Below are 8,512 nucleotides of genomic sequence, written 5' to 3'. Positions count from 1 at the left end.
GTCGGACGCCCCCTCCCGCCCCCGATCTGCCTCCGGCGGATCTGGCCAAGCGGTATGGCCGTGGCCTGAAGGGCATGAAGGTGCGCTCCACCCTGGTCTTTCTACTCTTCCTCCCCGCCCTCTATCTGACCCTGGACGCCTTCCCCCACCCGGATGTGCTGACACCTCAGCTGCGGGTGCTCATCCTGGCGGGGGTACAGGGGCTGGCCATGCTCATCGGGCTGGACGTGCTCTTCCGGGGGCTGTTCGGCCTGCTGCGGCTGGACGCGGGCATGGACTCGGTGCTGGTCTTTGCCTCCGCCGCTACCCTGGCCGACGCCCTGACCATGGATATGTTAGATCCCCGGGCGGGGCAGATGCCCTACTGCGCCGCCATTGTACTGGGGATATCCCTGCTGCTGCGAGGCACCTACCGGAAGCGGCGGGGCCTGCGGCTGGCCTGCAAGACGGCAGTAGCCGCCTCCAGCCCCTATCTGGTCACCCTGGACGAGGGCAAGTGGAACGGCCGGGACACCTATGTAAAGTGGTCCGGCGAGCCCATCGGCTTCGGCCGCCAGATCCAGGCCTCTGACGGGGCCCAGCGGATTTTTCGGCGGATCTGCCCCCTGCTGCTCATCGCCAGCCTGCTGCTCAGCGTGGTGGCCTCCATCGGCCGTGGGGCGCCGGAGCGGCTGCTGTGGTGCCTGTCCGCCACCCTCACCGCCTCCGCCTCCCTGTCGGGAGCTCTGTGCTTCGGGCTGCCCTGGCTCTCCCTGTGCCAGCGGCTGAGCAAGTCGGGGGCCGCCATTGCCGGCTGGGACGGGGTCACCGCCACCGGCGGCAGCGGCATCGTGGTCAACGACACCGACCTCTTCCCGCCGGGCTGCGTGGCTCTCAACGGCATCAAGATTTTCGGCGACTTCCCGGCGGAAAAGGTGGTGGCTGACACCGCCACCCTCATTCGGGAGTCGGGCTGCGGCCTGGACAAAATCTTTCACGACCTGCTGCGGGCCCAGGGGGCCATCTATCGCCGGGTGTCCAACTTCTTCTGCTACGAAGGGGGCCTGTCCGGGGTCATCCGCAACGAGCAGGTGCTGGTGGGCTCCGCCGACTTCATGCGGCTGATGGAGGTGGCTCTGCCCCCCGGCCTGCGGGTGAAGAACGCGGTGTTCTGCGCCATCGACGGGGAGCTGGCGGGCATTTTTGCCCTAAATTACACCCTCCACGGCACGGTGGACCCCGCCCTGTCCTCCCTGATCCACAACCGGATCACCCCGGTGATGGCCACCCGGGATTTCAACCTGATCCCCGCCATGCTCCGCCAGCGGTTCAAGCTGCCGGTGGACCGGATGGAATACCCGGCGGCGGAGCGCCGGGTGGAGCTGTCCGACGAGGACCAGCTCCACAGCGACATCCTCACCGCCGTCCTCTGCCGGGAGGGCATCGGCCCCTACTCGGAGGCGGTGGTGGGCGCCGCCCGCCTGCGCCGGGCGGTGCGTGCCTCGGCGGTACTGGCCAGCCTGGGGGCTCTGGTAGGCCTGATCCTGGCCTTCTACCTCACCTTTGTGGGGGCTTACGCCTCCCTGTCCGCACCCAACCTGCTGGTGTTCCTCATCATGTGGCTGGTGCCCACCCCCCTGATCTCGGGGATGGTCAACAAATATTGAGACAAAAAGCTCCCCTGCCAGCTGGCAGGGGAGTTTTTTGCCTATGGGGACTCTTGCCCTCAGGTGGGGGCGGGCAGCTCCTCCTGACCCTGGACCAGCATCTCATAGCCGGCCAAAAAGAGGTTGTAGAGTCCCGTTTGGGAGAGGTGGCCGGCTCTGGCGTACCAGTCGGTTTTGCCGTCCCGCTCCAAGCCCATCAGGTTTCCCTCCTCCAGCACGATCACGCGGCCTTCCTCCCCGTCAGGGTCCAGGATGATGGCGCTGCCGTTGAGGGTCTCCGGGGCCGGGGCATGGACCAGCACCGGCACCCACAGGATCCGGATACCGGGAGAGGTGCAGCGGTCCACCTCTTCTGCCTGGCCATTTTTATAATTTACTTGTATCATAGTACCCGACGTATTGACCAAGGACTGTATTTCCCGCTCATAGACTCCCCAGGCCGGGTCCCCCTCCACCAGCTCCGTCTGGCCGGCCCCTACATCGTAGCCCTGCTCACCCAGCCATTCCTTGGCTACCTGGAGGGGGTCCAGCAGGCCGGGGCTGCGGCCCTCATCCACCTGCTGCTGGAGCTGGGCATAGTAGTCCGCCGCCGTGGTGGCAATATCCCGGGGGAGCACCAGATAATGGGTGCCGTAGTTGTTGTCCATCCAGCCCTCCACGCACCAGACGCCCCCATCCCCCTGGGCGGCAGGCTGGGAGAGGAGCAGGGTAATGGACTCGCTCCAGTCCCCGGTGCGGAACCAGACGTAGCGGTGCTGGCTGTCCCACAGGCAGCCGTCGTGGAAGTACATGCCGTCGTCATACTGCTCCAGGCCGTTGCGGGCGATGAAGTCGGCCTTCACCTCCTCCGGCAGCCGGGTGTTCAGGGTCTCCCAGGCCTTGCTCTCCTCCTCCAGGGTGGCCTGGTCCTGGGACTCACTGTAAAAGCGCACGTCGGTGGGGTGGAACCGCACATAGTACCAGCCGTCCTTGCGGGCAAAGGGGTCCACTCCGCTGCCGTCGGAGACCAGATACTGCTCATACTGAGCCTGGTCCCACCGGGCCAGGGTGAAGAGCCACCCCATGTCGGTGTCGCCGCCCCCAGCCGCCTCGTAGCTGCGCTTCTCCCGCACGGTGATGAGGAAGTCCTCCCCCTCCTCCGGCAGCTCCACCAGCAGCTGGTCGGCCAGATCCTGGGGAATGGCCGCCTGCAGGTCAAAGTTCAGATCGTACAGCGCCCCGTCCTCCAGCAGGGCGCTCTGGTCAGGGGTGGGCGTGGGCGCGGCGCTGGGCGCGGCGCCGCTGATGGCGGCGCAGCCGGTCAAAGCGATGGCCAGGGCCAGGGTGGCCGCCAGAGCGGCGGGGCCCTGCTTCCTGCCTTTCATCATGGTCACCAGCCTTTCTTTCAGTTGGGCCTTTTCCTCGCATAGTGTCGTGGCCAGCACCCCCATACCCCTGGGGGGCCGGGCGGCCAGGGCCAGCAATGTCTCCCCGTAGTGCCGCCGGGCGGGGCCGTCCATAGTCCGGGTCACCGCCTCGTCACAGGAGAGCTCACAGGAGCGGGCCAGCTGCCGCCGCACCACCGCCATCAGGGGGTTGAACCAGTGGAGGCTGGTCACCGCCGCCGCCAGCCATTTATAGAGCAGGTCGTGCCGCCGGGCGTGGGTCAGCTCGTGGGACAGGATATCCCCCAGCCGGTCGGCCTCCACTCCCCGGGGCAGCACGATGACGGGCCGTACCACTCCAAGCAGCATGGGGGTGTGGACGTGGATACACTCCAGCAGGGCCACCCGGCCACCGGGGTCCAGGGCGGCCAGCACCCGCCGGGCCTCTTCTCCGGCGGGGTGAGCAGAGGCCCGCACCAGCGCGGCAAAGCGCCGGTAGCCCCACACATACCGCCCCAGCCACAGGGCCGCTCCCACGGCCCACAGGCCGAACCACAGGGCGGGGGAGGTCACCAGTCCCCGCCAGTCAAAGGGTGCAGGGGGTTGCGTCTCCGGCACGGCGGGATCTTCGGGGGCGGTGGGGTTTGTGGTCTCCCCCATCTGACCCTGGACCGTTTCGGTCTGGGTCCCGCCGGAGGGGACGGTCTGGGTCTGGGACTGGGTGACCGGTTCCGCCGGCTGGGCGGGCAGAGGGATGGTCACCCCCCAGGGCAGGCACAGCAGCACCAGCACCAGCAGCCACAGATAGTAAGCCGCCGCCTTGCTCCTGATGAGGGGCCGCACCAGCATCAGCAGACCGGCCAGTACCGAGCCCAGAATGCTCAATTTGACCAGTGTCAGCAGAAAGGCCGCCATATCAGCGTCCCCCTTCCCGGTCCAGGCTGTCCAGCAGCTCCCGCAGCTGGGCGATATCCGCCCCGGTGAGCTGGTCGTGCTCCACCAGGGCGGCCACCATCTGCCGGGCCGAACCGGCGTACAGCTTGTCGATGAGCTTGCGGGTGCGGCTGGTGCCCACCTCCTCCCGGCTCACCAGCGGATGGTAGGAATAGACCTGCCCCTTCTCCTGGGCCGCCGCCCCCTTGGCGCACAGCCGCCGCAGCAGGGTCTTGACCGTCTCCCCGTTCTTTTCCGGCAGGGCGCCCCGTATCTGCCCCAGGGTCAGGGACTCCTCTGCCTGCCACAGCACCTCCATCACCTCCAGCTCCGCCTCGGTGATCTTCTCCTCCACAGCGCCCATGGTAATGCCTCCTTCCAGGTTACAACTGTACCTTTCGCCTATAGGGTACAACTGTAACCTCATTCTGTCAAGGCCGGACCGGTTACAAAATTATTACGTTTGCGGAAAAAAGCCCTGGGCGTGAAAATAATTTTCATACTGTATAGTTTGGTGAAAATTGGCACATATGCCCGTACAACCCTTGCAATTGTTTGTCAAAATGGTATAATATGACCCAGTGATCGGTCCCGCCAACCCAGCGGGGCAAACTTAGGAGGAATGTGAAAATGGGCAATTCTCACAAGTACGTCTACTTGTTCTCCGAGGGCAACGGTTCCATGCGCGAGCTGCTGGGAGGCAAGGGCGCCAACCTGGCCGAAATGACCAACCTGGGTATGCCGGTGCCTCAGGGCTTTTCCGTCACCACCGAGGCCTGCACCCAGTATTATAACGACGGCCGTCAGATCAACGAGGACATCCAGGCCCAGATCTACGAGTACCTGGGCAAGATGGAGGAGATCTGCGGCAAGAAGTTTGCCGATCCTGAGAACCCCCTGCTGGTCTCCGTCCGTTCCGGCGCCCGGGCCTCCATGCCCGGCATGATGGATACCATCCTCAACCTGGGCCTCAACGACGTGGTGGTGGAGGGCCTGGCCAAGTTCACCAACAACCCCCGTTTCGCCTACGACTCCTACCGCCGGTTCATCCAGATGTTCTCCGACGTGGTCATGGAGCTGTCCAAGAAGCGCTTTGAGGAGATCATCGACGACGTCAAGGCCAAGAAGGGCGTCAAGCAGGACGTGGAGCTGGACACCGACGACATGAAGAACCTGGTGGTCCTCTTCAAGGAGTTCTATAAGAAGGAAAAGGGCGAGGACTTCCCCCAGGATCCCAAGGTCCAGCTGATGGAGGCCGTCAAGGCCGTGTTCCGCTCCTGGGACAACCCCCGCGCCAACGTGTACCGCCGCATGAACGAGATCCCCTACGACTGGGGCACCGCCGTCAACGTGCAGTCCATGGTGTTCGGCAACTCCGGCGACAACTCCGGTACCGGCGTGGCCTTCACCCGCAACCCCGCCACCGGTGAGAAGGCCCTCTTCGGCGAGTACCTCATCAACGCCCAGGGCGAGGACGTGGTGGCCGGCGTGCGCACCCCCTCCCCCATCTCCAAGCTCCATGAGGAGATGCCCGCGGTGTACGAGCAGTTTGCCGACATCGCCAACCGCCTGGAGCAGCACTACAAGGATATGCAGGACATGGAGTTTACCATCGAGAATGGCAAGCTCTACATGCTGCAGACCCGCAACGGCAAGCGTACCGCCGCCGCCGCCCTGAAGGTGGCTGTGGATCTGGTGGACGAGGGCATGATCGACGAGAAGGAGGCCGTGTGCCGCGTCGATCCCAAGCAGCTGGACGCCCTGCTCCACCCCACCTTTGATCCCGAGGCCCTGAAGAAGGCCCAGGTGGTGGGCAAGGGTCTGGCCGCCTCTCCCGGCGCCGCCTGCGGCCGTGTGGTCTTCACCGCCGAGGACTCCAAGGAGTGGCACGCCCGGGGCGAGAAGGTCATCCTGGTCCGCCTGGAGACTTCCCCCGAGGACATCGAGGGCATGCAGGTCTCCCAGGGTATCCTCACCGTCCGCGGCGGCATGACCTCTCACGCCGCCGTGGTGGCCCGCGGCATGGGCACCTGCTGCGTGTCCGGCTGCGGCGACATCGTGGTGGACTATGACAACAAGAAGTTTACTCTGGCCGGCAAGGACTATCATGAGGGCGACTGGATCAGCCTGGACGGCTCCACCGGCAACATCTATGGTGAGGCCATTGCCACCGTGCCCGCCGATCCCGGCTCCGGCTACTTCGGCCGCCTGATGGGCTGGGCCGACAAGTATCGCCAGCTGAAGGTATACACCAACGCCGACAACCCCCGCGACGCCGCTCAGGGCTACGCCTTCGGCGCTCAGGGCATCGGCCTGTGCCGCACCGAGCATATGTTCTTCGAGGGCGAGCGCATCAAGGCCATCCGTGAGATGATCGTCTCCGACAATGTGGCCGACCGCGAGAAGGCTCTGGCCAAGATCATGCCCTACCAGCAGGGCGACTTCGAGGGCATCTATGAGGCCATGCAGGGCAATCCTGTGGTCATCCGCTTCCTGGATCCCCCGCTGCATGAGTTCCTCCCCACCAAGGAGGAGGACATCGTGGAGATCGCCGGCGAGATGGGCATCTCCGTGGAGAAGCTCCACAATGTCATCGACTCCCTCCACGAGTTCAACCCCATGATGGGCCACCGCGGCTGCCGTCTGGCCGTCGCCTACCCCGAGATCGCCGCCATGCAGACCACCGCCGTCATCAACGCCGCCATCAACGTGCAGAAGAAGCACCCCGACTGGAACATGGTCCCCGAGATCATGATCCCCCTGGTGGGCGAGGTGAAGGAGCTCAAGTACGTCAAGGACGTGGTGGTCAAGACCGCCGACGCCATCATTGCCGCCGCCGGTATCGACATGAAGTATGAGGTTGGCACCATGATCGAGATCCCCCGTGCCGCCCTCACCGCCGACGAGATCGCCACCGAGGCCCAGTTCTTCTCCTTCGGCACCAACGACCTGACTCAGATGACCTTCGGCTTCTCCCGTGACGACGCCGGCAAGTTCCTGAGCTACTACTACGACAAGAAGATCTACGAGTCTGATCCCTTCGCTCACCTGGATCAGAACGGCGTAGGCAAGCTGGTGGCCATGGCCGCCAAGCTGGGCCGTCAGACCCGCCCCGATATCCATCTGGGCATCTGCGGCGAGCACGGAGGCGACCCCACCTCCGTGGAGTTCTGCCACAAGGTCGGACTGGACTACGTGTCCTGCTCTCCCTTCCGTGTGCCCATCGCCCGTCTGGCTGCCGCCCAGGCCGCTATTAAAAATCCGAGGAAATAAGAGTTTTCGGAGCATATTAACTCAAAACCCCGCCCCGATCCATCAGGATCGGGGCGGGGTTTTACTTAGTGCAGGCCTTGTGAAAAGTGTGCTTGATACACGTGCCGAAGGGCTGTCTGGATTATTCAGATAACGGAAAAATCAGGGAAAAACGCATGAGGATGGCCGCCGCTTCAGCGCGGGTAGCGCTTCCTTTGGCATCCAGTAGGCTGCCGCCTTTGCCGGTGAGCAGACCGTTGTTCACGGCCCACACCACAGCGTCCTCGGCCCAATCAGAGGTCTGGCCGCCATCGGTGAAATCGGACAGGTTACCCTGAACGGTATCATCATATCCCTTGAACTGGGCGTAGCGGTACAGAATAGCCGCCATCTGCTCCCGGGTAATGCTGTCTTCCGGGCCGAAGGTGCTGTTGCCGTAGCCGTTTACCAGACCGTTGGATGCAGCCCAGTTCACCGCTTCGGCGTACCACATGCTGCCGGAAACGTCGGTGAAATGGGCGGAACTGCCGGTGGGAGAACCTTCCAGCCGCCACAGGATAGTGGCAATCATACTCCGGCTCAGCAGGTTGTCGGGCTGGAAACGGTTACTGCCGGTGCCGTTCATCATGTCATACTGTACGGCAAACTGTACTGCCTCATAGAACCAGTCACCCTCCTTGACATCGGTGAAGGACAAAACGACGGAGGTATAGTCCTCGATAAAGGAAGCGGCAATGGAAACGTTGCCGGACGGCATGCTGAAGGTGTATTGAGCATCGTTCTTCTGATCCACAGGGACAAGCTTTCCGGTAGAATCGGTCACCGTCAATTTGTTCATGATATAGCCGTCAGCAGGATTGACCGTAATGGTAACAATGGTGCCCTGCGCCGCATTTCTGGGGCTGATAGAGACGCTGCCGTTGACCGTGCTGGGTACTGTCACGGTATAGAGCGGCTTGGAGCTGCCGCCGCCGGAAATATTGCTCCAGCGGGCGTAAATAACAGCGTCCTGAGTGAATTGCGTGTCAGTAGTGACTGCGGTGCCACCATCTGCTGCCGTGTACCACCCGGCAAAGGAGTAACCGCTCCGGGTGGGGGTAGGCAGACTGGGCAGCTTGCCGTTTACAGTAGTGGCAAAAGTGGGTTCCACAGAGCCGCCGCCTGCATGGAAGGTGATGGTGTACTCCTTGGGTACCGGTGCGGAAATTGTGACGGCCACCACGTCAGAGGTAGAGGCTGCGGTCTTGCTGCCGGTGGCTTCGTTGTCGGTGTTGGTCACCACGCAGTAGTAGTAGACGGTGCCCACATCCGCGGTGC

5 protein-coding genes are annotated in these 8,512 nt (G+C 63.7%); 2 read left to right on the top strand and 3 right to left on the bottom strand.

The genetic code is table 11. The features are described 5' to 3' along the window. Positions 1-1,646 (top strand): hypothetical protein (locus B5G34_RS17940; RefSeq protein WP_087340624.1); only part of this gene is annotated, 1,646 nt, incomplete at its 5' end. A 59-nt stretch (positions 1,647-1,705) separates the two neighbouring features. Here B5G34_RS17940 and B5G34_RS17935 read toward each other — a convergent pair. Both B5G34_RS17935 and B5G34_RS17930 read right to left on the bottom strand, forming a co-directional pair. Next, positions 1,706-3,925: a M56 family metallopeptidase gene (locus B5G34_RS17935; protein ID WP_087340622.1), complete on the bottom strand. Its 2,220-nt coding sequence runs from the start codon at positions 3,923-3,925 to the stop codon at positions 1,706-1,708. A 1-nt stretch (position 3,926) separates the two neighbouring features. After that, positions 3,927-4,307, bottom strand: a complete 381-nt coding sequence (locus tag B5G34_RS17930) for a BlaI/MecI/CopY family transcriptional regulator (RefSeq protein ID WP_162609531.1) — start codon at positions 4,305-4,307, stop codon at positions 3,927-3,929. 266 nt (positions 4,308-4,573) lie between these two features. On the opposite strand from B5G34_RS17930, the gene ppdK reads away from it, so the two are divergent. Beyond that, on the top strand, positions 4,574-7,216 hold the full coding sequence (gene ppdK, locus B5G34_RS17925; RefSeq protein WP_087340617.1) for a pyruvate, phosphate dikinase: 2,643 nt from the start codon (positions 4,574-4,576) through the stop codon (positions 7,214-7,216). 121 nt (positions 7,217-7,337) lie between these two features. On the opposite strand, the gene B5G34_RS17920 is transcribed toward ppdK, so the two are convergent. Then, on the bottom strand, positions 7,338-8,512 hold a 1,175-nt coding region (locus B5G34_RS17920; RefSeq protein WP_204245985.1), incomplete at its 5' end, for an S-layer homology domain-containing protein.

The sequence above is a fragment of the Flavonifractor sp. An82 genome (assembly GCF_002159265.1).
Lineage (GTDB): Bacteria > Bacillota > Clostridia > Oscillospirales > Oscillospiraceae > Flavonifractor.
The sequence above is the reverse complement of the archived record's forward strand: the minus strand, read 5'-3'. Positions and strand labels throughout refer to the sequence as shown.